This window comes from Pseudomonas sp. MYb541, from assembly GCF_037479595.1.
Lineage (GTDB): Bacteria > Pseudomonadota > Gammaproteobacteria > Pseudomonadales > Pseudomonadaceae > Aquipseudomonas > Aquipseudomonas canadensis.
The window spans coordinates 1-21,206 of record NZ_JBBGYS010000068.1 but is presented as its reverse complement, the minus strand read 5'-3'; the positions used below and the strand labels follow the sequence as shown (position 1 = coordinate 21,206).

The window sequence follows — 21,206 nt, the reverse complement described above, 5'->3', positions numbered from 1 at the left end:
TTATTCGGCAGTGACGACGCTGGGTTGCCCCAGGTTGGCCATGCGCACGCTGTTCTGAACGTGTGCCACTTCGCTCGGCGAGCCGATCGGGCCCATGCGTACACGGTGCAAGGTTTGCTGGTTACGCACGATGGAGCTAATGAACACCGGCGCGTTGACCATGCCACTGAGCTTGGACCTTAACAGTTCTGCCGCATCCGGGTTGGCGAAAGCGCCGACCTGCAGGTATTGCCCGCCAGCCATGGACGCACCAGGCGCCGCATGGGGCACGACCACCGTGTCAGGCGCGTGCTGTGCCGGTGGCGGCGTCCATTGCTCGATCTTGCCGGTGGAAGCAGTCACTTGCGGCTGTTGGGTTTGCGGCTCATTGAGCATCAACGGTGCCGGCTTGCCACGCTGGGCCCAGTACTGCGCCGGGTCGATACCTTCGACCTTCACGCGCGCGGTGCCGGTTTCGGCGTAACCAAGTTTCTTCGCGGCAGCGTAGGACAAGTCGATGATGCGGTCCGAGTAGAACGGGCCACGGTCGTTCACGCGCAGGATCACTGTGCGATTGTTGTCCAGGTTAGTCACGCGTACATAGCTGGGCAGCGGCAAGGTCTTGTGCGCCGCGCTCATGCCGTACAGGTCATACACTTCGCCGTTGGCGGTGTTCTGGCCATGGAACTTGGTGCCGTACCAGGACGCCGTACCCGATTGCACGTAGGTCTTGGACTCTTGCAACGGGAAGTAGCTTTTGCCCAGCACGGTGTAGGGGTTGGCCTTGTACGGACCGGTGTGCAGGGTCGGCGTAGCATCCGGGATCTTCGACACGTCGACGTCCCACCACGGCGCGCCGTCTTTGTGCGCGCGGTTGATGTCCAGACCCGGCTGGGAACGGACAACCGCGCCCCCGGACTTCGGCGCCGGGCCACGGCTGGTGGAGCAACTGACGACCAGCAGGGACAACGCGGCGAACGCCACCAGCTTGAGCGGTTGATTGAACGGCGATGCCCGCATTACTTGTTGCCCCGTGCTTGGACCAGCATGTCTGACAGCTGATGCACGGCCATGGCGTACATCACACTGCGGTTATAACGCGTGATTGCGTAGAAATTCTTCAGGCCCATCCAGTATTCCGGGCCGTTTTCGCCTTCAAGGCGGAACGCCGTGACCGGCATATCATCCGGCAGCGCATTCTGACTCGACCAGCCCAGCGCCCGCAACTCCCCGACCGTCTTGGCCGGCTCGATGCCCTGGGTCAGGCCTTCATCAGCGCGGTCACCGGTGACATCGGCGCGGATCACCACCGGCTCGCCGGCTACCCAGCCGTGGCGTTTGAAGTAGCTGGCCACGCTGCCGATGGCATCGTCGGGGTTGCTCCAGATGTTGATATGCCCGTCGCCATCAAAATCCACCGCATAGGCGCGGAAGCTGCTCGGCATGAACTGCGGCAAGCCCATCGCACCGGCGTAGGAGCCTTTGAGTGTCAGCGGGTCGACCTGTTCTTCACGGGCCAGCAGCAGGAATTCGCGCAGTTCCTTGCGGAAGAAGTCAGCGCGCGGCGGGTAATCGAAGCCCAGGGTCGACAAGGCGTCGATCACCCGGTAGCTGCCGGTATTGCGCCCGTAGAAGGTTTCGATGCCAATGATCGAGACAATCACCTGGGCCGGTACACCGTACTCCTGCTCGGCGCGGGCCAGTACGGCCTCGTGCTGGCGCCAGAAATCCACGCCCCGCGCCACGCGGGCGTCCGTCAGGAACATCGGGCGGTATTCCTTCCACTGCTTCACACGTTCGGCAGGGCGGGAGATGGCGTCGAGGATCGCCTGCTTTTTCTGGGCTTCGCGGAACACGCCCATCAGTTGTTCACCGGCGAAACCATAGTCGCGGGTCATTTCACCGACAAACTCGGCGACCTGGGGTGAACCATCGTAGTCACCGGCCTGCGCCTCTTGCGTTGCGCCCAGCAGCCCAATCAGGCCCATCCAGGACGCGTGCCGAGTCGCCCAGCCGCGCATTACTTGCATTGACATCTTCACCTTATTCAAACCTGCGCGATCCATTTGCGATGCGTATGAATCGACATCAAAACCCCAAACGCTGACAGCAATGTCACCAGCGAAGTTCCGCCGTAGCTAATGAACGGCAACGGCACCCCAACCACCGGCAACAGGCCACTGACCATACCGATGTTGACGAAAACGTAAACAAAAAAAGTCATGGTCAAGGCACCGGCCAGCAATTTGCCGAACAGTGTCTGCGCCTGGGCGGTGATCACCAGGCCGCGACCAATCAACAGCAAATAGATCAGCAACAGCGCGCAAATGCCCACCAGGCCGAACTCTTCGCCCATTACTGCAATGATGAAGTCGGTATGGCTTTCCGGCAAAAAGTCCAAATGCGACTGGGTGCCCAGTAACCAACCCTTACCAAATACTCCACCGGAGCCGATGGCGGCCTTCGACTGGATGATGTTCCAGCCGGTGCCCAGCGGGTCGCTTTCCGGGTCGAGAAAGGTGAGGATCCGCTGCTTCTGGTAGTCATGCATAAAGAAGAACCACATGGCCACGGCCACGGGCACGGCGGCGGCCAGCACGCTGAGGATCCAGCGCCAGCGCAATCCGCCCATGAACAGCACGAACGCACCGCCCGCCAGGATCAGCAACGAGGTGCCGAGGTCGGGCTGGCGCACGATCAGGATAAACGGCACGCCAATCAGGATCAGGCTGATCCCCACGTGCTTGAGCTGCGGCGGCAAGGTGCGCTTGGACAGGTACCAGGCGATGGTCGCCGGCATCAGAATCTTCATGAATTCCGACGGCTGGAAGCGAATCACCCCCGGAATGTTGATCCAGCGGGTCGCGCCCATTGCGTTGTGGCCCATCACGTCCACCACCACCAGCAGTAACACGCCGGCCACGTAACCGAGCGGCACCCAGCGCGCCATGAAGCGCGGCTCAAGCTGGGCGATCACCACCATCGACAACAACCCAAGGCCGAACGACGAAGCCTGCTTGATCAGCAAGTCCCAGTTCTTGCCACTGGCCGAATACAGCACGAACAGGCTGCCGGCCGCCAGGGTCAGCAGCAGGATCAGCAACGGGCCATCAATGTGCATGCGCTGCAGCAACGTCGCACGGCGACGCATCACATCTTCGCTGGAGAGGATGCGGTCAAAATTACTCTTCACGGGCCGTAACCTCGGTACTTGAAGGGGGGCCGCCATATTCGGGCTTGAGCCTGCCGTCGTCGGCCAACAGCCAGGCGTCCATCACTTGGCGCACCACGGGCGCCGCGACGCCGGAGCCGGACTCGCCGTTCTCGACCATCACCGCCACCACGATTTTCGGGTCGTCCGCCGGGGCGAAGCCGACAAACAAGGCGTGGTCACGGTGGCGCTCCTGGACCTTGGTGCGGTCGTATTTCTCGCCCTGCTTGATCGCCACGACCTGGGCGGTACCGCTCTTGCCGGCGATGCGGTATTGCGCACCGACCGCCGCCTTGCGCGCAGTACCGCGGGCGCCGTGCATCACTTGCTGCATGCCATGGTTGACCTTGGTCCAGTCGGACGGGTCGCGCAGCACGATGTCCGGGATCGGGTTCTCATCCAAGGGTTTTTCGCCTTCGATGGTCTTGGCCAGGTGCGGACGGTTCCAGATGCCTTTGTTGGCCACCAGTGCGGTCGCCTGGGCCAGTTGCAGCGGCGTGGCCTGCATATAGCCCTGGCCGATACCCAGAATCAGGGTTTCGCCCGGGAACCACGCCTGGCGGCGGGTCGCACGCTTCCATTCCCGCGACGGCATCAGGCCGGGGGATTCTTCGAACATGTCCAGGGAGACCTTCTGGCCGAGGCCGAACTTGCCCATGTAGGCGGACAAGCGATCGATACCCAGCTTATGGGCCAGGTCGTAAAAATAGGTGTCGTTGGAGCGCATGATTGCGGTGTCCAAGTCGACATAGCCGTCACCGCTGCGGTTCCAGTTACGGTATTTGTGGTCATAGTTGGGCAGCATGTAGTAGCCCGGGTCGAACACGCGGCTGGAGGCCGTGACCACACCCGCGTCCAGACCGGCAATCGCCACCGCCGGCTTGATCGTCGACCCTGGCGGATACAGGCCCCGCAGTACGCGGTTGAACAGCGGCCGGTCGATGGAATCGCGCAACTCGGCGTAGGCCTTGAAGCTGATGCCCGTCACGAACAGGTTGGGGTCGAAGCTTGGCTGGCTGACCATCGCCAGCACTTCGCCCGTCTTCGGGTCCAGCGCAACCACCGCGCCGCGACGACCGCCCAGGGCCATTTCCGCCGCTTCCTGCAGCTTGATGTCCAGGCTCAGCACGATGTCCTTGCCCGGCACCGGGTCGGTGCGCTTGAGCACTCGCAGCACGCGGCCACGGGCGTTGGTCTCAACTTCTTCGTAACCCACCTGGCCGTGCAGCTCGGGCTCGTAGAAGCGCTCGATGCCGGTCTTGCCGATATGGTGGGTGCCACTGTAATTGACCGGATCGAGGGTCTTCAGCTCTTTCTCGTTGATCCGCCCCATGTAGCCGACAGAGTGGGCAAAGTGCGGCCCTTGCGGGTAATGCCGCACCAACTGCGCCACCACTTCCACACCCGGTAGACGGAACTGGTTCACCGCGATCCGCGCGATCTGTTCTTCGGTCAGCTCGAACAGGATGGGCACCGGCTCGAACGGCCGGCGCCCCTGCTTCATGCGTTTTTCGAAGATCACCCGGTCTTCCGGCGTCAGCTGCAGCACCTCGACGATCACATCGAGGATCTGCTGCCAGTCGCCGGAACGCTCGCGGGTCATGCTCAGGCTGAAGCTGGGCCGGTTATCCGCGACCACCACGCCATTGCGGTCGAAAATCAGCCCACGGGTTGGCGGAATCGGTTGCACATGCACCCGGTTGTTTTCCGACAAGGTGGAGTGATAGTCATACTGGATCACCTGCAGGAAATACAGGCGCGCGATCAGCACGCCCAACAACGCCACCACCATGATTGCGCCAAACACCACGCGAGCGCGTACAAGACGTGCGTCTTTCTCGTGGTCCTTGATGCGGATCGGCTGGGTCATCGGGAGAGGCGCAGATTATTTGTGGTAAGGGTGCCCGGACAGAACTGTCCAGGCGCGATACAGCTGTTCACCGATCAGAATCCGTACCAACGGGTGCGGCAACGTCAGCGCCGACAACGACCAACGCTGATCTGCTCGCGCACAGACTTCCGGCGCCAGCCCTTCGGGGCCGCCGACCATGAAGTTGACCGTACGCGAATCCAGGCGCCAGCGATCCAGTTCCACCGCCAACTGCTCGGTGCTCCAGGGTTTGCCGTGCACTTCAAGGGTGACGATGCGCTCGTTGGGGCCGACCTTGGCCAACATGGCTTCGCCTTCCTGACGGATAAAGCGCGCCACATCGGCATTCTTGCCCCGGGTGTTAAGCGGTATTTCCACCAGTTCAAGCGACAGCTCAGCGGGTAGACGCTTGGCATACTCGTGCCAGCCTTCTTCCACCCACTTGGGCATGCGTGAACCGACAGCGATCAGACGCAGGCGCACAGCCGTTCCTTATTCCTGGTCTTTGTTCAGCTTGTCGAAGTGCGCGTGGCCCACTTCCGGGCTGTGGTGCTTGCCATCGGCGGCACGGCTCTGCTCAGCGCCTTTCCACAGACGCTCCAGGTCGTAGAACTGGCGGGCGTTGGAGGTCATCATGTGAACGATCACGTCGTCCATGTCCAGGAGCACCCAGTCGCTGTCGCCCTTACCTTCTTCACCCAATGGCTTCACGCCCTGGGCTTTGACGGCTTCGCGGACCTTGTCCAGCATCGCGCCGATCTGGCGGTTCGAGGTACCGGTGGCGATGATCATGTAGTCGGTGATGCTCTGCTTGTCGCGCACGTCAAGCACTTGGATGTCCTGGGCTTTAACGTCTTCCAGGGCGGCCACGGCGACTTTTACCAGCTCTTCGCCGGCCAGCTCAGGGCCGGTGTGGGCTTCTACTGGCAGCGGAGCGCTTTTGAAGGTGCCTTTGCGCTTAACTTTGCTTACGTCTTTGTTCGTCATATAAAACTCGTTTTGCTCGTATGTTCGGGCGCTCGCTGCACATTGATTCGTGCGTTCAAGCGCGCCTTTTCAGTTCGACGCACGGTAAAGCCCGTGCGCATCGATGTAGGCCAGGACCGCGTCAGGCACCAGGAAACGTACCGACTTACCGCTGGCCAGCAGTTGACGGATCTGGGTGGCGGACACCGCAAGCGGGGTCTGCCAGACGAATGCAATATTCCCGTTCGGCCCGGTCAGGGCCAAGGGGTCACTTACCGACCGCGCGGCCAGCAGGTTGCGCAAGGCATCCGGCGGTTCGCTGTCGGCATCCGGGCGTTGCAAAACCAGGATGTGGCAATGCTGGAGGAGTTCCTCCCAGCGATGCCAAGAGGGCAGGCCGCAAAATGCGTCCCAGCCCAAAAGCAGAAACAACTGGTCATCCACGGCCAACTCGGCGCGCATCAGTTCCAGGGTGTCAACAGTGTAGGACGGTTTGTCGCGCTTGAGCTCGCGGTCGTCCACCACCAACGGCGATATGCCTTGCACCGCCAGGCGCACCATTTCCAGGCGCTGCTGCGGCGACACTTGCGGCGTATCGCGATGGGGCGGCCGAGCGTTGGGCATCACACGCAACTCGTCCAGCGCAAGGGCATCCGCGACTTCCAGGGCACTGCGCAAATGGCCAATGTGCACGGGGTCGAAAGTACCGCCGAGCAGCCCGATGCGTTTACCCATCAAGTGCGCACATGACCGTCGCCGAACACCACGTACTTCTCGCTGGTCAGGCCTTCCAGACCAACCGGGCCGCGTGCGTGCAGCTTGTCGGTGGAGATACCGATCTCCGCCCCAAGGCCGTACTCGAAGCCGTCGGCAAAACGCGTCGAGGCGTTGATCATCACCGAAGCGGAATCCACTTCGTTGAGGAAACGCCGGGCATCGCTGAAATGCTCGGAAACAATGGCGTCAGTGTGCTTGGAGCCGTAGGTGTTGATGTGTTCGATGGCTTCGTCCAGGTCGTCGACCAGCTTGATCGACAGGATCGGCGCCGTGTATTCGGTGTACCAGTCCAGCTCGGTCGCTTCAATTACGTCCGCGCCCAACAGCGCACGGGTGCGCTCACAACCGCGCAGCTCAACACCTTTGTCACGGTAGATGGCAGCCAGCGGCGGCAGCACGCGCTCGGCAATGCCGACGTGCACCAGCAGGGTTTCCATGGTGTTGCATGGGGCGTAGCGGTGGGTCTTGGCGTTGTCGGCGATGCGGATCGCCTTGTCAATGTCGGCGGCGATGTCGATGTAGACATGGCACACGCCATCCAGGTGCTTGATCACCGGCACCTTGGCATCGCGACTGACGCGCTCGATCAGGCTCTTGCCACCGCGTGGCACGATCACGTCGACGAATTCCGGCATGGTGATCAGCGCGCCCACGGCGGCGCGGTCGGTGGTTTCTACCACCTGCACCACTTCGGCGGGCAACTCGGCCACGGCCAGGCCCTGCTGGATGCACGCGGCGATGGCACGGTTGGAATTGATCGCCTCGGAACCGCCACGCAGGATGGTGGCATTGCCAGACTTGAGGCACAGGCTCGCGGCGTCGATGGTCACATTCGGGCGCGACTCGTAAATGATGCCGATCACGCCCAGGGGCACGCGCATCTTACCGACCTGGATGCCGGACGGCAGGTAACGCATATCGCGGATTTCACCGATGGGGTCAGGCAGCTTGGCTACCTGACGCAGGCCTTCGATCATGTCGTCGATACGTGCCGGGGTCAGCGCCAGGCGGTCCAGCAGGGCCGGTTCCAGGCCATTGGCGCGGCCGTTGGCCAGGTCTTGCTCGTTGGCGGCGGTGAGCTCGGAGCGCGAAGCATCCAGAGCGTCGGCGGCGGCCAGCAGGGCGCGGTTCTTCTGCGCGGTGCTCGCACGGGCGATCAACCGCGAGGCCTGACGGGCAGCGCGACCCAGGCGGGTCATGTAGTCAAGAACGGACTCAGTCATGGTCAGGGAGTCTTGGCAGGGAGGAAAGCGGCAGATTATAGCTGTGACGCCGCCCGACTGACAGCGGTGAGGGGCGGATGGTCGAAATGAACTGTAAAAACCTGGGGTTCAGCGGTAATTAAGGTGGGAGTTGTTATGATTCCGTCACATTTAGCCGTATTTACCCCTGACTGCCATGCCCAGCTCATCGCCCCAACTCCCCGCAAGCGCCCTGCCCGATAGCTTTTTCGACCGTGACGCACAAACGCTCGCGCGAGATTTGCTCGGAAAAGTCATACGCCATCGCGTGGGAAAAATCTGGCTTTCGGCGCGAATTATTGAAACCGAAGCCTATTACGTGGCCGAAAAAGGCAGTCACGCCTCATTGGGCTACACAGAAAAACGTAAGGCTTTGTTTCTGGACGGCGGCCATATCTACATGTACTACGCCCGTGGCGGCGATTCCCTGAACTTCAGCGCCCATGGACCGGGTAATGCCGTGTTGATCAAATCGGCCTATCCGTGGGTCGATGAATTATCCGGCCCGGCGAGCCTTGCGCAGATGCTGCTGAACAACCCGAATGCCGACGGCAGCCCACGCGCTTCGCAAAAGCTGTGCGCTGGCCAGACCCTATTGTGCAAAGCCTTGGGGCTGAAGGTGCCGATGTGGGACGCCAAGCGCTTCGATCAGGAACTGCTCTACGTTGAAGACGTCGGCCAGACCCCGACCCAGATTATCCAGACCACGCGCCTGGGCATCCCCAGCGGCCGTGATGAACACCTGATGTACCGCTTCGTCGATGCTGGCTACGCGCCTTATTGCACGCGGAACCCGCTGCGCCGCGGCCAGGTCGAAGGCCGAGATTATTTTTTGATTTGAGCATGGAGTGGATTGTATGGGCCAATGGCTCGATAGCATTACCGGCTGGTTGACCCTGAACCCCGAATGGCTGGCGGTCGCGGTGTTTATCGTCGCGTGCGTGGAGTGCCTGGCCATCGCCGGGTTGATCGTGCCGGGCACGGTGTTGTTGTTTGCCATTGCCGCCCTCGCCGGCAGCGGTGCGTTGCCACTCAGTGAAACCCTGTTGCTGGGTTTCCTCGGCGGTCTACTGGGTGATGCGGTTTCCTACTTCCTGGGCCGACATTTCCATCAGAACATCCGGCGCTTGCCCGGCTTACGTCACCACCCTGAATGGATGAACGGCGCCGAGACCTACTTCCACAAGTACGGCATCGCCAGCCTGTTGGTCGGCCGCTTCATCGGCCCGCTGCGGCCCATGCTGCCGATGGTGGCCGGGATGTGCGACATGCCCTTCCCGCGCTTTGCGATTGTCAGCATCGTCGCGGCCGCAGGCTGGTCGGTGGCGTATCTGCTGCCAGGCTGGGCGACCGGCGCGGCTTTCCGTCTGCCTTTGCCCGAAGGTTTCTGGCCCGAAGCGGCAGTAGTTGCGGGATGCCTTGCGGTATTGATTGGACTGAGCCTGAACAGCAGCTTGCGCGGCCATCGTCGCGCCACCTTGTGGATTGGCTGTGCCAGCCTGGTGCTGTTGATCGCGTTGTTTATTGGCTACCACTCGCTGGACAACTTCGACAAAGGCCTCAGCGCCCTGGTGCAGGAACATCGCAGCCCCTGGCTGGACGAGGTAATGGTACGCATCACCCAATTGGGCGAATTCAAGAAGATGTTCTTCGCCAGTGCCGTGTTCACCGGTCTCTTGCTACTGGCGCGACAATGGCGCCATGCCGTGTTTGTCGGCGCAACGCTGGCCGGGGCTGCGGTGATCAACACGGGGACCAAGCTGTTTTTCGCGCGAGGCCGCCCGGAAATTCTGACAGACCCGTTGACCAGTTTCAGCATGCCCAGCGGCCATGCGTCCGGGGCGTTCGCGTTTTTCCTGGCCCTGGCGATCCTGGCCGGTCGCGGGCAACCCGTGCGGTTGCGCCTGACCTGGATGTTGCTGGGCTGCATTCCCGCCGCGTTCATTGCGCTGTCACGGGTTTACCTCGGTGCCCATTGGCCCACGGACATCCTGGCTGGCACGCTGCTGGCGATGACGGTGTGCGCGTTCAGCCTGGGCGTCAGCCAGTACCGAAGCCCGCTGCCGGCCATGTCGCAAAAAACCTGGTGGCTGTTGCTGCCGGCGCTGGTCGCGGTGCTGAGTTTCATCGCGCTCACCGGCACGCCCCACGCCCTGCTGCGCTACGCCTATTAAGTGAACAGTTCGCCCTGCAACTCGTCGAGCAGCATCTGGATCGCATCCAGGCGCTGCTGCGGGTCATCAAGTTGCAGCAGGTCGATCTTGTCGGCCTCGGTGAAGGGCAGCAGATACGCCAACTGATTGCCCAAGGCTTGCTGCCCGTCGGCGTGGGCGTCCATGTCCAGTGAGGCCACCATCGGGTGCTCGGCCAACGCTTGGAGCAGCGCCAGCAGGTCGGCGTCTTCCTCTTCCAAGGGTTGATCCGGCAGTTCTGCGAGCCATTGCACCTCGGCCACCAGCAACTGATCTTTCTGCACGCCAGCGTCCCGCACGCGGAAGCGGCGCCCGCCTTCGACACGAATTCCCAACAAGCCATTGTCTTGTTGTTTGAAGTCACGGATCAGCGCTTCACAGCCGATCAATGCGTAGCCGTCGGGTGCCGTGCCCACCTCCTGGCCTTCAAGAATGCACACCACGCCGAAGCTTTCGCCCTTTTTCATGCAACGCGCGACCATGTCCAGGTAGCGCGCCTCGAACAGTTGCAGGTCGAGGGTGCAGCCAGGGAACAGCACAGTATTGAGCGGGAACAGCGCCAGACTCATAAAGGTTTCCTTAAACCCGGTTTAAACGATCACCGACACGGCCAGCGGCAGGAATACCGCCGTGGCCACGCCCATCAGACTCATCGCCAGCGCTGCAAAGGCGCCGCATTCTTCGCTTTCCTGCAGGGCCACCGAGGTGCCCACGGCGTGGGCCGTCATGCCCAACGCCATGCCGCGCGCCTCGGGACTGTGCACACCCAGGCGGGACAGATACGCCGGGCCAATCATCGCGCCGATCACGCCGGTGATCAGCACAAATACCGCCGCCAGCGCCGCCACGCCGCCAATCTGTTCAGCCACCAGCATGGCGATCGGCGACGTCACCGACTTGGGGGCCATGGTCATCAGCATCATGTGTTCGGCGCCAAACCACCAACCCAGCAGCACACACAGGCCGGTGGCCAACACCCCACCTATCACCAGCGTAGTAAAAATCGGCCAGAACAATTGGCGAATGCGCCGCAGGTTCAGGTAAAGCGGCACCGCCAGGGCCACCGTCGCCGGGCCGAGCAGGATGCCCATGATCTCGGTGCTCTTGCGGTACTCGGCGTAGCTCAGGCCACAGCTGATCAGCACGCCGATCACCAACAGCATGGACACCAGCACCGGTTGCAGGAAGATCCAGCGGGTTTTCTCGAACCCTGCCAGTACCAGCTGATAAGCGCCGAGGGTGATGCCGATGCCGAACAACGGGTGATGAATCACCGCCGTCCACGCGCCCTGCCAGTCGAAGATCATTGATCCTTCTCCTTGCGCTTGACCATCTGCTGCATCAACACACCGACGAAGCCCATGGCGATCACCAGCGACAGCACCAGCGCGCCAACAATGGCCCAGAAATCCGCGGCAATGTCCTTGGCATACACCATCACCCCCACCGCCGGCGGCACCAACAGCAACGGCAAGTAACGCAATAGACTGCTGGCGGCCAGGCTCAAGGGCTCGCCGACTTCGCCCTTCCAGATCAGGAAACCCAGCATCAGCAGCAAGCCGATGATCGGCCCCGGCAGCACCGGCAACAGCAAATGATTGATCGCCGTGCCGATCAGTTGAAACAGCACCAGCCAGGTCAGGCCACGTAACAGCATCCGTTCTTCCCCCTCAAGACTCGCCCGCATTATAAGCATGCCCGCCCTATGCACCGGCATTCGCCAAAAGCATGGTGGGTTGACCGAGCCGATTGGCCATGATGATCTACATTGGTTCTCTGTAACCCATAAAAAACCAGACGTTGTACACAGCGTGATGAACCAAGGAGAGACGCAATGCCCTATGTACCCGTAGCGCAGCTCAAAGATTATGTCGGCAAGGAACTGGGACGTTCCGAATGGCTCACCATCGACCAGGCGCGTATCAACCTGTTCGCAGAAGCCACTGGCGATCATCAGTTCATCCACGTCGACCCGGTCAAGGCCGCGCAAACCCCGTTCGGCAGCACCATCGCCCACGGTTTCCTGTCGCTGTCGCTGATGCCCAAGCTGATGGAAGACCTGCTGATCGTGCCCGAAGGCCTGAAGATGGCCGTCAACTATGGCCTGGACAGCGTGCGTTTCATCCAGCCGGTCAAGGTCAATTCCAAGGTACGCCTGAACGTGACGCTCAATGACGTCACCGAGAAAAAGCCCGGCCAATGGCTGCTCAAGGCCACTGCCACCCTGGAAATCGAAGGCCAGGAAAAACCGGCTTACATTGCGGAGTCGTTGTCGCTCTACTTTGTGTAAGCCCGCGCTTGTGGTGGGGATATAAACCTCACCACAGTGTATGTAAATTTATGTATGAAACTCGCAGCTGCGGCATACTCGGCGCTCAATTATCCGGATCCCGCTATGCGCCCACTCGCTCCCCTCGCCCTTGCCCTGTTGCTCACCGCTTGCGGAGACGGCGAATCGCTGTTGCCGCCCGATGCGCGCCTGCCCGACGGCGGCCGTTACCGGGGCGATGTGGTCGATGGCTTGCTGCAAGGCCAGGGCCGCGTGGACTATCCCAACGGCAGCTGGTACGCCGGCCAGTTCGACAAAGGCCAGTGGCATGGCCAAGGCGAGTGGCACGGCAGCAATGGCGAAGTCTATAAAGGCCAGTTCAAGCAAGGCCTGTTCGACGGCCAGGGCAGCCTGACCACGGCGGGCAGCCACTATGTGGGCGGCTTCAAGAATGGTCGACGCAACGGTGAAGGCACCCTTAAAGAGGGGCAGATGACCTACCGCGGCGAGTTCAAGGACGACCAGTATTCCGGCCTCGGTCGCCTGGAACTGGCCGACGGTAGCCAATATCAGGGCCAATTCGCCCACGGCAAGCCGAATGGCGAAGGCCAGCGCAACGACGACAGCGGCAACCAGTTCAGCGGTCATTTCGTTGATGGCCAGTTGGAAGGTAATGGCACGTTCAACAGTGCCGACGGCGACATCTATGTCGGCCAGTTCAAACAAAACCAACTGAACGGCAAAGGCCGCTACGAGAACGCCGACGGCGACGTGTGGATCGGCCAGTTCAAGGAGGGCGCGCTCACCGGCAAGGGCGAATTGATCGGCGTCGACGGCAGCCACTATGTCGGCCAGTTCAGCGATTGGCGTTTCACGGGTGAAGGCCGCCTGAACCTCACCGACGGCAGCTTCTATATCGGCGGTTTCGACAGCGACAGCTATCAAGGTAAAGGCACCCTGGTCCTCACCGACGGCACCGTACAGGCCGGCACCTGGGTCAACGGCATGCGCGTGCGTGACGCCGACGGCAAACTGCTGCCCGACCCGCTGGAAATCGGCGTGCTCGCCCAGGGCCGCTTGCTCGACGCCGCCCTCGCCGCCGTGCCCGCCTCCACTCCGGCCGTGGAGCTGTACACCCTGGCCGTGGCCGGCGACGGCAAGCAGAGCGTGTTCCTGCGCGAAGCCGATTATGTCAGCAACATGCTCGCCACCCGCTTTGGCGCACGCGGACAGATTCGCCTGGTCAACCACCGCGACCACATTGCCGACCGCCCCCTGGCCACTCGCGAAAGCCTGCGCCGCGCCGCGCAGACCCTAGCCGACCGCACCGGGCCGGAAGACCTGGTGTTTATCTACATGACCAGCCACGGCACCCACGAACACGAACTGGTGCTCGACCAACCGCGCATGGAGCTGGCCGACCTGCCCGCCGATGAGTTGGCCGCCGTGCTGGCGCCGCTCAAGAACCGGGACAAGATCGTGGTGATTTCCGCCTGCTACTCCGGTGGTTTCATCCCGGCCTTGAAGGATGATCGTACCTTGATCATGACCGCGTCCCGTGCCGATCGCGTGTCCTTCGGTTGCTCCGAGGAAGCTGACTTCACCTACTTTGGCGACGCCCTCTTCGCCCAAGCCTTCAACCAGACCGACGACTTGCAGCAAGCCTTCAAGCTGGCGCAACTGCATGTGGCCGAACGCGAACAGGCGGACAACTTCGAAGCCTCCGAACCGCAAATCTGGGCCCCCAAGGGCGTGATCGCCCACTGGCAATTATTACGCAAACAGCAGGCACGAAAGGCGCTCGAAAGCGTCTCAATGAATAGCAAGGAAGCCAAAGGCAACTAAGCTGTAATGTGTAACGAGGGGGAAACACCATGTACCTGACACCGCAGCATATCTTGCTCGCTGGCGCCTCTGGCCTCACCGGCGAACACCTGCTCGACCGCCTGCTCAACGAACCTACCGTGACCCGGGTGCTGGCACCCAGCCGCAAGCCACTGGCCGAACACCCGCACCTGGAAAACCCGGTGGGCGACCCGGCAGTGTTCCTGCCGCAACTGAGCGGCCAGGTGGATATCGCCTTCTGCTGCCTGGGCACCACCCTCAAACAAGCGGGTTCCGAAGCGGCTTTTCGCGCCGTCGACCTGGACATGGTCGTGGCCTTTGCCAAACGCGCGCGGGAAATGGGCGCACGCCACCTGATCGTGATCAGCGCGATTGGCGCCGACCCGAAATCCTCGATCTTCTACAACCGCGTCAAAGGGGAAATGGAAGAGTCGTTGAAAGCCCAGGACTGGCCACAACTGACCATCGTGCGGCCATCGTTGCTGTTGGGGGAACGGCTGGAACCGCGCTTGGCTGAACAACTGGCCGGGCCGTTGTCGAAGCTGATTCCCGGCAAATACCGTGGCATCGAAGTGTGCGAACTGGCCCGGGCCATGTGGCGCCTGGCGCTGGAAGAGCAGGATGGGGTGCGGGTGGTGGAGTCGGATGAGTTGCGCAAGCTAGGTAAGTAATTCTGCGGTGACCTGGCTGGCCTCATCGCGGGCAAGCCCGGCTCCAACATTTGGAACCGTGTGAACCCAATCAAATGTGGGAGCTGGCTTGCCTGCGATGAGGCCAGCCCAGGCACTACACCTCTATAGGCCGCCTGTAGCATTGAAGCCAACGCCCAACACCGTCAACACCGACAGCGGCAACAACAACGTATCGAGCAACGCACTCGCCGGCAGGTCCACACCGGGATAAGCCGGCGCCTCGGCACCAAACCTGTCCTTGGCGCAGCAACCGCCATTCATTGCATACAAATCCAACCGCGTGCCGGCATACACCACCGGTGCGCCAGGTTGCGCCGCGTCCAACGTGCGCGCCGTGGCGCAGCCCGTCAGTTGCAGTGCCAGCACGATCAGCAGCGCCTTATTCATCGCTGCTCAGATGGTGTTCGCCCCAACGCGGCAGCATGTCTTGGGGGATGTTCAGCAGGTTGAGAATGCGCGCCACCACAAAATCCACCAGGTCATCGATGGTCTGCGGCTGGTGATAGAACCCCGGCGAGGCCGGCAGAATCGTCACGCCCATGTTCGACAGCTTGAGCATGTGCTCCAGGTGAATGCTCGAATACGGCGCTTCACGGGGCACCAGGATCAACTGGCGGCGCTCCTTCAAGGTCACGTCCGCTGCGCGCTCGATCAGGTTGTTGCAGGCACCCGTGGCAATCGCCGACAGGGTTCCGGTGGAACACGGCACCACCACCATCGCTGCCGGCGCACCCGAACCAGACGCCACGGGCGACATCCAGTCCTCTTTGCCGTAGACCTTGATCTGCCCCGCCGCCGCACCGGTGTATTCGGTGAGGAAGGCCTGCATCGTCTGTACCTTGGGCGGCAGCGCCACGTCGGTCTCGGTGGCCATCACCAGTTGCGCGGCCTTGGAGATCAGGAAGTGCACCTCACGGTCTTCACGCACCAGACAATCCAGCAGGCGCAAACCATAAGGCGCACCGGAGGCGCCGGTCATCGCCAGCGTGACGCGTTCCGGGCCACTCATTTCAGCGCCTCGGCCAGTTTGCCGTGCAGGCCACCAAAACCGCCGTTGCTCATGACCACCACGTGGGTGCCCGGCTTGGCCTGGTGCTTGACGTGTTCAATGATGCCTTCGATGGAGTCGCAGACGATGGACGGCACAGTGCACAGGGCAGCAATCGCCGGCAGGTCCCAGCCGAGGTTGGCCGGCGCGTACCAGACCACTTGGTCGGCATCGTTGACGCTTTCCGGCAGGCCATCGCGGTGGGCACCGAGCTTCATGGAGTTGGAGCGCGGCTCGACAATCGCGATGATCGGCGCATCACCGACCCGTTTGCGCAGGCCATCCAACGTAGTAGCAATGGCCGTGGGGTGGTGGGCAAAATCGTCATAAATGGTAATCCCATTCACATCAGCGACTTTTTCCATGCGGCGCTTCACGCTTTTGAAAGCGCTCAACGCGGCAATGCCCATGGACGGCACCACGCCTACATGCCGCGCAGCTGCGAGGGTGACCAAGGCGTTGGCGACGTTGTGCTGGCCGGTCATGTCCCATTCGACGATGCCTTGGGCTTGGCCTTCGAACAGCACTTCAAATCTGGAACCGTCTTCGCTGAGCAGCTTGACCTGCCACTGCCCGCCCGCGCCAGTGGTTTGCACCGGGGTCCAGCAGCCCATCTCGATCACACGCTGCAAGGCGGGTTCGGTGGTCGGGTGGATCACCAAGCCTTCGCTCGCAATGGTGCGCACCAAGTGATGGAACTGACGCTCGATGGCCGGCAGATCGGGGAAGATGTCGGCGTGATCGAATTCCAGGTTGTTCAGGATCGCCGTGCGCGGGCGGTAGTGAACGAACTTGGAGCGCTTGTCGAAGAAGGCGCTGTCGTATTCATCCGCCTCGATCACGAAGAACGGCGTATCGCCCAGGCGCGCCGACACCGAGAAGTTCTGCGGTACACCGCCGATCAGGAACCCCGGGCTCATGCCCGCATGTTCCAGCACCCAGGCCAGCATGCTGCTGGTGGTGGTCTTGCCATGAGTGCCAGCAACCGCGAGTACCCAGCGGCCTTGCAGCACATGGTCGGCCAGCCACTGCGGGCCGGACACATAAGGCAAACCTTTATTGAGTACGTATTCGACCGCCGGGTTGCCACGGGACATAGCGTTGCCGATCACCACCAGGTCCGGGACCGGATCGAATTGCGCTGGGTCGTAGCCTTGGGTCAGCTCGATGCCCTGGGCCTCGAGTTGCGTGCTCATGGGCGGATAGACATTGGCGTCGGAGCCTGTCACGTGATGGCCCAGCTCTTTGGCCAGTACTGCCATCGAGCCCATGAACGTGCCGCAAATACCGAGAATATGAATGTGCATAGTCGACCTCGTAAAACATCGAGGCAGGTTAGCGCAGGGGGGCGAAAATCGCACCCTTTAGCTGAGGGCGTGACGTGCGATGCCGTGCCTGCGCAGCTTTCTATACAGTGTGTTGCGGCTGACGCCCAGTTGCTCTGCCGTGTGCGTCATGTGCCAACGCTGTTGCTGCAAAGCGGTGAGCAATGCCAGGCGCTCAGCGTCTTCCAACGGCGATTCCATCGATTTGGCCTGCGCGACCGGCACGGGTGGGGCCTGACGAATCTGCACGGGCAAATCCTCCAGGCCGACACGCCCACCATCACAAAGCGCCACCAGGGTGCGCAGTACCGTGCGCAACTGCCGGACGTTACCCGGCCAGGCAAACGCCAACAACGCCCCACGCGCCGACGGGTCGAGGGCGACCGACTCACCATTGGCCTCCTGGGCCAGCAGGAAATCCAATAGCTGGGACTTATCGCTACGCTCGCGCAAAGGCGGCAAGCCGACTTCCAGGCCATTGAGCCGGTAATACAAATCTTCGCGGAAGCTGCCGTCCTGCACACGCTCCAGCAAATTCCGGTGGGTGGCGCTGATAATTCGTACGTTCACCGCCTGGGGCTCACCGCCGAGCGGGACCACCAGCCGATCCTCCAGCACCCTTAACAGCCGGGTTTGCAACGCCAGGGGCATGTCGCCTATTTCATCGAGGAACAGGGTGCCGCCATCGGCTTGCTGCAACTTGCCTTGCATGCCCTCTTTGCGCGCACCGGTAAAGCTGCCGCCGCGATAGCCGAACAGCTCGCTCTCGATCAGGCTTTCCGGGATGGCGGCGCAATTGAGTGCGACGAACGCCTTGTCGGCACGTTGGCTGGCCAGGTGCACCGCCTTGGCAAAGGCTTCTTTGCCGGAACCGGTTTCGCCGTTGACCAACAACGGGACATCGCGTTCGAACACCCGCAGCGCCTTGCGGAAATCTTGTTGCAGCGTCGGATCGCCCAGGCAAATGCCGGGCAACGGCGCAGGCGCAGGCTTGATGAAAGGCGCCGGTACGCTGCGCACTTGCCCGCGCAATGCGGCAAACAGTTGTCGACCATTGCGGGTGCGCAATGGCCAACTGGCCGTGGCATTGGCGCTGGCGCGGCCGAGCAACTGATCCAGGGAACAGTCGAAAAACCCCTCCACAGGCTGTCCCAGCAAACCGCCCCGCAACTGCCCAAGCAGGTTCAGGGCACTTTGGTTCACTGCACAAATACGCCCTTCGCCATCGAACGCCAATAACCCTTCACTGAACAGCCCCACCGACTCGGCCTGCAGGTGAAAACGCAACAGCCAATGGTTTTCGAAATGACGCAGGAAGTAACAACTCTCGATCATCTTCGCCGACAGGTTCACCAGCGCCATGGTGTGGAACTGGCTCTGGCGCGACACCGCCTCCCGCGCCGAGGACACATCCAACACCGCCAGCAGATCCCCATGAGGGTCGAACACCGGGCTCGCCGAGCAGGTCAGCCCGGTATGCCGGCCACGGAAGTGTTCGTCACGATGAATGGTCAGGGATTGGCGCTCCACCAGGCAGGTGCCGATGCCATTGGTGCCTTCGCAGGCCTCGCTCCAATCCGCACCCAGCCACAACCCGGCGCGCTCGAAAATCTTGCGCTCGGACGGCGCGGTGACACAGTTGAGGATCACCCCGCGCGCATCCGTGAGCAGCACCGCATGGCCGGCGCCCGAGAGCTGTTGATGCAGGCTGTTCATCTCGCTGCCGGCGATGTGCAGCACTTGCTGCAGACGCTCGCGGCTTTCCAGCAAGCGACCATGTTCAAGCACAGTGGGTGCAATGGTTTGCGCAGGGTCGAGGTGGTAGTCCTCCAGGCAACGCAGCCAGGAGCGGGCGATGGACGGATCGCTGGACGGGTCGCGGCCATGCGCCACGGTGAGGACTTGCTGGGCATGGCGGCTGAAATGATCGTTGTGCATTTCTTATTATTCTCCCTGCGTGAGAACTGCCAGCATCCCCCAGCCATCCGGCCAATGCAACCCGGGGCGACCCACCGGTCACAGGCTGTACCGTTTGTGGCACAAACTGTCACATCGCCTGTATCGCGCTTGCCACAGCAACGCCTTGCTACAAAGCCTAATCCCTTGATTTACCTGGCCGGCAAAGCGGTGGCCCAACCTTTGCTCTACGCTTTGTAAGCGCAGCAGCGCTGCACTCCGAATAAACATAAAAGCCAGGAGATACCCACCATGCGTTACGCACACCCCGGTACTGAAGGCGCGATCGTTTCGTTCAAGGCCAAGTACGGCAACTACATCGGTGGCGAGTTCGTTGCGCCGGTCGATGGCAACTATTTCACCAACACCTCGCCGGTCAATGGCAAGGCAATCGCCGAATTCCCGCGCTCCACCGCCAAAGACATCGACAAGGCCCTGGACGCCGCTCATGCCGCCGCCGACGCCTGGGGCAAGACCTCGGCCCAGGACCGCGCGCTGGTCCTGCTGAAAATCGCCGACCGCATCGAACAGAACCTCGAACTGCTGGCCATCACCGAAACCTGGGACAACGGCAAGGCCGTGCGTGAAACCCTCAACGCCGACATCCCACTGGCCGCCGACCACTTCCGCTACTTCGCCGGCTGCATCCGCGCCCAGGAAGGCACCAGCGCCGAAATCAACGAACACACCGCGTCCTACCACTTCCATGAACCGCTGGGCGTGGTCGGCCAGATCATCCCGTGGAACTTCCCGATCCTGATGGCCGCGTGGAAACTCGCACCGGCCCTGGCCGCCGGTAACTGCGTGGTGCTCAAGCCCGCCGAGCAAACCCCGCTGGGCATCACCGTGCTGCTGGAGGTGATCGGAGACCTGTTGCCACCTGGCGTGTTGAACGTGGTTCAAGGCTTCGGCAAAGAAGCCGGCGAAGCCCTCGCCACCAGCAAGCGCATTGCCAAGATTGCCTTCACCGGCTCGACGCCCGTCGGCTCGCACATCATGCATGCGGCGGCCGAGAACATCATTCCGTCCACCGTGGAACTGGGCGGCAAGTCGCCGAACATCTTCTTCGCCGACATCATGAAAGCCGAGCCATCCTTTATCGAGAAAGCCGCTGAAGGCTTGGTGCTGGCGTTCTTCAACCAGGGTGAAGTGTGCACCTGCCCTTCCCGTGCGCTGGTGGAAGAGTCGATCTACGACGACTTCATGAAAGTCGTGATGAAGAAAATCGAGTCGATCAAACGCGGCGATCCGCTGGACACCGACACCATGGTCGGCGCCCAGGCGTCCGAGCAGCAGTTCGACAAGATCCTGTCCTACCTGGAAATCGCCAAAGGCGAAGGCGCGCAACTGCTGACCGGCGGCAAGGTCGAGGAGCTCACCGGCGACATGGCCGGCGGCTATTACATCCAGCCGACCCTGCTCAAGGGCACCAACGAAATGCGCGTATTCCAGGAAGAAATCTTCGGCCCGGTGGTGAGCATCACCACCTTCAAGGACGAAGCCGAAGCCCTGGCAATTGCCAACGACACCGAGTTCGGCCTGGGCGCCGGCGTGTGGACCCGCGACATCAACCGCGCCTACCGCATGGGCCGCGCGATCAAGGCGGGCCGCGTGTGGACCAACTGCTATCACCTGTACCCGGCGCATGCCGCGTTTGGTGGTTACAAGAAGTCCGGTGTGGGCCGTGAGACGCACAAGATGATGTTGGATCACTACCAGCAGACCAAGAACTTGCTGGTGAGTTACGACATTAATCCACTCGGGTTCTTCTGACCCTCTCGTGGGGGGGGGGGGGGGGGGGGGGGGGCCCCCGGGGGGGGGGGGGCCAAAAAAAA

General features: G+C 61.9%; 21 protein-coding genes. 6 read left to right on the top strand and 15 right to left on the bottom strand.

Annotation, left to right across the window (positions count from 1 at the left end):
• From WH299_RS28500 to WH299_RS28465, 8 genes are all read right to left on the bottom strand, one after another.
• On the bottom strand, positions 1–999 hold the full coding sequence (locus WH299_RS28500; RefSeq protein ID WP_028618072.1) for a septal ring lytic transglycosylase RlpA family protein: 999 nt from the start codon (positions 997–999) through the stop codon (positions 1–3).
• Positions 999–2,009, bottom strand: a complete 1,011-nt coding sequence (mltB, locus tag WH299_RS28495) for a lytic murein transglycosylase B (RefSeq protein ID WP_010206788.1) — start codon at positions 2,007–2,009, stop codon at positions 999–1,001. Before mltB ends, WH299_RS28500 begins: the two co-directional genes overlap by 1 nt.
• A 17-nt stretch (positions 2,010–2,026) precedes the next feature.
• Positions 2,027–3,130: a rod shape-determining protein RodA gene (gene rodA / locus WH299_RS28490; RefSeq protein WP_042570827.1), complete on the bottom strand. Its 1,104-nt coding sequence runs from the start codon at positions 3,128–3,130 to the stop codon at positions 2,027–2,029.
• A 31-nt stretch (positions 3,131–3,161) separates the two neighbouring features.
• A complete protein-coding gene (gene mrdA, locus WH299_RS28485; RefSeq protein ID WP_339551959.1) occupies positions 3,162–5,060 on the bottom strand; it encodes a penicillin-binding protein 2 in 1,899 nt (632 codons plus the stop codon).
• 15 nt (positions 5,061–5,075) lie between these two features.
• Positions 5,076–5,543, bottom strand: coding sequence for a 23S rRNA (pseudouridine(1915)-N(3))-methyltransferase RlmH (gene rlmH / locus WH299_RS28480; protein WP_003176297.1), 468 nt, complete (start codon positions 5,541–5,543; stop codon positions 5,076–5,078).
• Positions 5,544–5,552: 9 nt separating this feature from the next.
• On the bottom strand, positions 5,553–6,047 hold the full coding sequence (gene rsfS / locus WH299_RS28475) for a ribosome silencing factor (RefSeq protein WP_010206793.1): 495 nt from the start codon (positions 6,045–6,047) through the stop codon (positions 5,553–5,555).
• Positions 6,048–6,116: 69 nt separating this feature from the next.
• Complete coding sequence (nadD, locus tag WH299_RS28470; protein ID WP_122683563.1) at positions 6,117–6,761, bottom strand: nicotinate-nucleotide adenylyltransferase; 645 nt, start codon at positions 6,759–6,761, stop codon at positions 6,117–6,119.
• Complete coding sequence (locus tag WH299_RS28465; RefSeq protein WP_016978581.1) at positions 6,761–8,026, bottom strand: glutamate-5-semialdehyde dehydrogenase; 1,266 nt, start codon at positions 8,024–8,026, stop codon at positions 6,761–6,763. The genes nadD and WH299_RS28465 overlap by 1 nt, the downstream gene beginning before the upstream one ends.
• 175 nt (positions 8,027–8,201) lie before the next feature.
• Here WH299_RS28465 and WH299_RS28460 point away from each other — a divergent pair, with 175 nt between their 5' ends.
• A complete protein-coding gene (locus WH299_RS28460) occupies positions 8,202–8,885 on the top strand; it encodes a DNA-3-methyladenine glycosylase (protein ID WP_122727871.1) in 684 nt (227 codons plus the stop codon).
• A gap of 16 nt (positions 8,886–8,901) precedes the next feature.
• On the top strand, positions 8,902–10,218 hold the full coding sequence (locus WH299_RS28455) for a bifunctional DedA family/phosphatase PAP2 family protein (RefSeq protein WP_339551958.1): 1,317 nt from the start codon (positions 8,902–8,904) through the stop codon (positions 10,216–10,218).
• Here WH299_RS28455 and WH299_RS28450 read toward each other — a convergent pair.
• The 3 genes from WH299_RS28450 to WH299_RS28440 are packed head-to-tail and all read right to left on the bottom strand — an operon-like array spanning position 10,215 to position 11,893.
• Positions 10,215–10,805 carry an LON peptidase substrate-binding domain-containing protein gene (locus WH299_RS28450; RefSeq protein ID WP_122727869.1) on the bottom strand — a complete coding sequence of 197 codons (591 nt, stop codon included), beginning with the start codon at positions 10,803–10,805 and terminating at the stop codon, positions 10,215–10,217. The two genes, WH299_RS28455 and WH299_RS28450, sit on opposite strands and share 4 nt — an antisense overlap.
• 21 nt (positions 10,806–10,826) lie before the next feature.
• A complete protein-coding gene (locus WH299_RS28445) occupies positions 10,827–11,543 on the bottom strand; it encodes an LrgB family protein (protein WP_068937069.1) in 717 nt (238 codons plus the stop codon).
• Positions 11,540–11,893, bottom strand: a complete 354-nt coding sequence (locus WH299_RS28440) for a CidA/LrgA family protein (protein ID WP_016978575.1) — start codon at positions 11,891–11,893, stop codon at positions 11,540–11,542. Before WH299_RS28440 ends, WH299_RS28445 begins: the two co-directional genes overlap by 4 nt.
• 177 nt (positions 11,894–12,070) lie before the next feature.
• Between WH299_RS28440 and WH299_RS28435 the strand changes: the two genes are divergently transcribed.
• The 3 genes from WH299_RS28435 (at position 12,071) to WH299_RS28425 (ending at position 15,021) form a co-directional block, all read left to right on the top strand.
• Complete coding sequence (locus tag WH299_RS28435; RefSeq protein ID WP_010206803.1) at positions 12,071–12,526, top strand: MaoC family dehydratase; 456 nt, start codon at positions 12,071–12,073, stop codon at positions 12,524–12,526.
• A gap of 105 nt (positions 12,527–12,631) precedes the next feature.
• Positions 12,632–14,350 carry a C13 family peptidase gene (locus tag WH299_RS28430; protein ID WP_122727865.1) on the top strand — a complete coding sequence of 573 codons (1,719 nt, stop codon included), beginning with the start codon at positions 12,632–12,634 and terminating at the stop codon, positions 14,348–14,350.
• A gap of 29 nt (positions 14,351–14,379) precedes the next feature.
• Positions 14,380–15,021, top strand: a complete 642-nt coding sequence (locus WH299_RS28425; RefSeq protein ID WP_122727863.1) for an oxidoreductase — start codon at positions 14,380–14,382, stop codon at positions 15,019–15,021.
• A 123-nt stretch (positions 15,022–15,144) separates the two neighbouring features.
• Here the strand turns inward: WH299_RS28425 and WH299_RS28420 are convergent, their stop codons facing one another.
• From WH299_RS28420 to WH299_RS28405, 4 genes are read right to left on the bottom strand one after another with little or no spacing between them, the layout of a single operon-like run.
• On the bottom strand, positions 15,145–15,429 hold the full coding sequence (locus tag WH299_RS28420) for a YceK/YidQ family lipoprotein (protein WP_028618085.1): 285 nt from the start codon (positions 15,427–15,429) through the stop codon (positions 15,145–15,147).
• The gene (gene ubiX, locus WH299_RS28415; RefSeq protein WP_028618086.1) at positions 15,422–16,051 is read right to left on the bottom strand and encodes a flavin prenyltransferase UbiX; all 630 of its coding nucleotides are present in this window, start codon (positions 16,049–16,051) and stop codon (positions 15,422–15,424) included. The genes WH299_RS28420 and ubiX overlap by 8 nt, the downstream gene beginning before the upstream one ends.
• Positions 16,048–17,397, bottom strand: coding sequence for a UDP-N-acetylmuramate:L-alanyl-gamma-D-glutamyl-meso-diaminopimelate ligase (mpl, locus tag WH299_RS28410; RefSeq protein ID WP_126570787.1), 1,350 nt, complete (start codon positions 17,395–17,397; stop codon positions 16,048–16,050). The genes ubiX and mpl overlap by 4 nt, the downstream gene beginning before the upstream one ends.
• Before the next feature lie 57 nt (positions 17,398–17,454).
• Positions 17,455–19,353 (bottom strand): sigma-54-dependent Fis family transcriptional regulator, encoded by a 1,899-nt coding sequence (locus WH299_RS28405; protein WP_339551957.1) that lies wholly within the window; start codon positions 19,351–19,353, stop codon positions 17,455–17,457.
• Between the two features lie 270 nt (positions 19,354–19,623).
• Here WH299_RS28405 and exaC point away from each other — a divergent pair, with 270 nt between their 5' ends.
• On the top strand, positions 19,624–21,144 hold the full coding sequence (exaC, locus tag WH299_RS28400) for an acetaldehyde dehydrogenase ExaC (protein ID WP_339551956.1): 1,521 nt from the start codon (positions 19,624–19,626) through the stop codon (positions 21,142–21,144).
• Positions 21,145–21,206 lie beyond the last annotated feature (62 nt).

Coding starts and splice junctions, on each gene's coding strand:
- exaC (WP_339551956.1), top strand. CDS start 19,624: ATGCGTTACGCACACCCCGGTACTGAAGGCGCGATCGTTTCGTTCAAG.
- WH299_RS28440 (WP_016978575.1), bottom strand. CDS start 11,893: ATGCTGTTACGTGGCCTGACCTGGCTGGTGCTGTTTCAACTGATCGGC.
- WH299_RS28425 (WP_122727863.1), top strand. CDS start 14,380: ATGTACCTGACACCGCAGCATATCTTGCTCGCTGGCGCCTCTGGCCTC.
- ubiX (WP_028618086.1), bottom strand. CDS start 16,051: ATGAGTGGCCCGGAACGCGTCACGCTGGCGATGACCGGCGCCTCCGGT.
- rsfS (WP_010206793.1), bottom strand. CDS start 6,047: ATGACGAACAAAGACGTAAGCAAAGTTAAGCGCAAAGGCACCTTCAAA.
- WH299_RS28420 (WP_028618085.1), bottom strand. CDS start 15,429: ATGAATAAGGCGCTGCTGATCGTGCTGGCACTGCAACTGACGGGCTGC.
- WH299_RS28430 (WP_122727865.1), top strand. CDS start 12,632: ATGCGCCCACTCGCTCCCCTCGCCCTTGCCCTGTTGCTCACCGCTTGC.
- WH299_RS28405 (WP_339551957.1), bottom strand. CDS start 19,353: ATGCACAACGATCATTTCAGCCGCCATGCCCAGCAAGTCCTCACCGTG.
- mpl (WP_126570787.1), bottom strand. CDS start 17,397: ATGCACATTCATATTCTCGGTATTTGCGGCACGTTCATGGGCTCGATG.
- WH299_RS28450 (WP_122727869.1), bottom strand. CDS start 10,805: ATGAGTCTGGCGCTGTTCCCGCTCAATACTGTGCTGTTCCCTGGCTGC.
- rodA (WP_042570827.1), bottom strand. CDS start 3,130: ATGCGTCGCCGTGCGACGTTGCTGCAGCGCATGCACATTGATGGCCCG.
- WH299_RS28460 (WP_122727871.1), top strand. CDS start 8,202: ATGCCCAGCTCATCGCCCCAACTCCCCGCAAGCGCCCTGCCCGATAGC.
- WH299_RS28455 (WP_339551958.1), top strand. CDS start 8,902: ATGGGCCAATGGCTCGATAGCATTACCGGCTGGTTGACCCTGAACCCC.
- mrdA (WP_339551959.1), bottom strand. CDS start 5,060: ATGACCCAGCCGATCCGCATCAAGGACCACGAGAAAGACGCACGTCTT.
- WH299_RS28465 (WP_016978581.1), bottom strand. CDS start 8,026: ATGACTGAGTCCGTTCTTGACTACATGACCCGCCTGGGTCGCGCTGCC.
- WH299_RS28435 (WP_010206803.1), top strand. CDS start 12,071: ATGCCCTATGTACCCGTAGCGCAGCTCAAAGATTATGTCGGCAAGGAA.
- WH299_RS28500 (WP_028618072.1), bottom strand. CDS start 999: ATGCGGGCATCGCCGTTCAATCAACCGCTCAAGCTGGTGGCGTTCGCC.
- mltB (WP_010206788.1), bottom strand. CDS start 2,009: ATGCAAGTAATGCGCGGCTGGGCGACTCGGCACGCGTCCTGGATGGGC.
- WH299_RS28445 (WP_068937069.1), bottom strand. CDS start 11,543: ATGATCTTCGACTGGCAGGGCGCGTGGACGGCGGTGATTCATCACCCG.
- nadD (WP_122683563.1), bottom strand. CDS start 6,761: ATGGGTAAACGCATCGGGCTGCTCGGCGGTACTTTCGACCCCGTGCAC.